General features: G+C 40.7%; 2 tRNA genes. Both read right to left on the bottom strand.

Annotated elements, in window-relative coordinates:
- Positions 1-152 precede the first annotated feature (152 nt).
- A tRNA-Ala gene (locus tag KVT36_RS31560) sits at positions 153-229 on the bottom strand.
- Positions 230-270: 41 nt separating this feature from the next.
- Positions 271-345: transfer RNA gene (locus tag KVT36_RS31555), tRNA-Ile, on the bottom strand.
- Between the last annotated feature and the right edge of the window lie 114 nt (positions 346-459).

The following is a 459-nucleotide window of genomic DNA, read 5'->3' as shown; positions in this document are numbered from 1 at the left end:
GTCGCATCCTTATAAAAGGTTTTGACTTCTGCTGTTCCAATCTTTCAAAGAACTTATGTTAATACCTGCGTACTAACAGTGGAAGATGATAAACGTTTAAAGGTTACATCATCTTAAATAAAGAACTTGTTTGGAGGATGTTCCTCCCTTTCTGGTGGAGGATATCGGAGTCGAACCGATGACCCTCTGCGTGCAAGGCAGATGCTCTAGCCAACTGAGCTAACCCCCCAGCTAAATCGTTTGTAGTCTTACGACTACTAACTGATGAAGTAGACCCGAGCAGATTTGAACTGCTGACCCCTACATTATCAGTGTAGTGCTCTAACCAGGCTGAGCTACGGATCTATAACCGGGTGATATCTGTAATGAAGGATATTCATTACGATGATCCAAAGAACTAATAAATTTAAAAGAAGGAACAACAGATACAGATAATGAAGCTCTAAAAAGGAGGTATTC

It is taken from the genome of Chitinophaga sp. GbtcB8 (genome assembly GCF_019091455.1).
Classification (GTDB): Bacteria; Bacteroidota; Bacteroidia; order Chitinophagales; family Chitinophagaceae; genus Chitinophaga.
The sequence above is the reverse complement of the archived record's forward strand: the minus strand, read 5'-3'. Positions and strand labels throughout refer to the sequence as shown.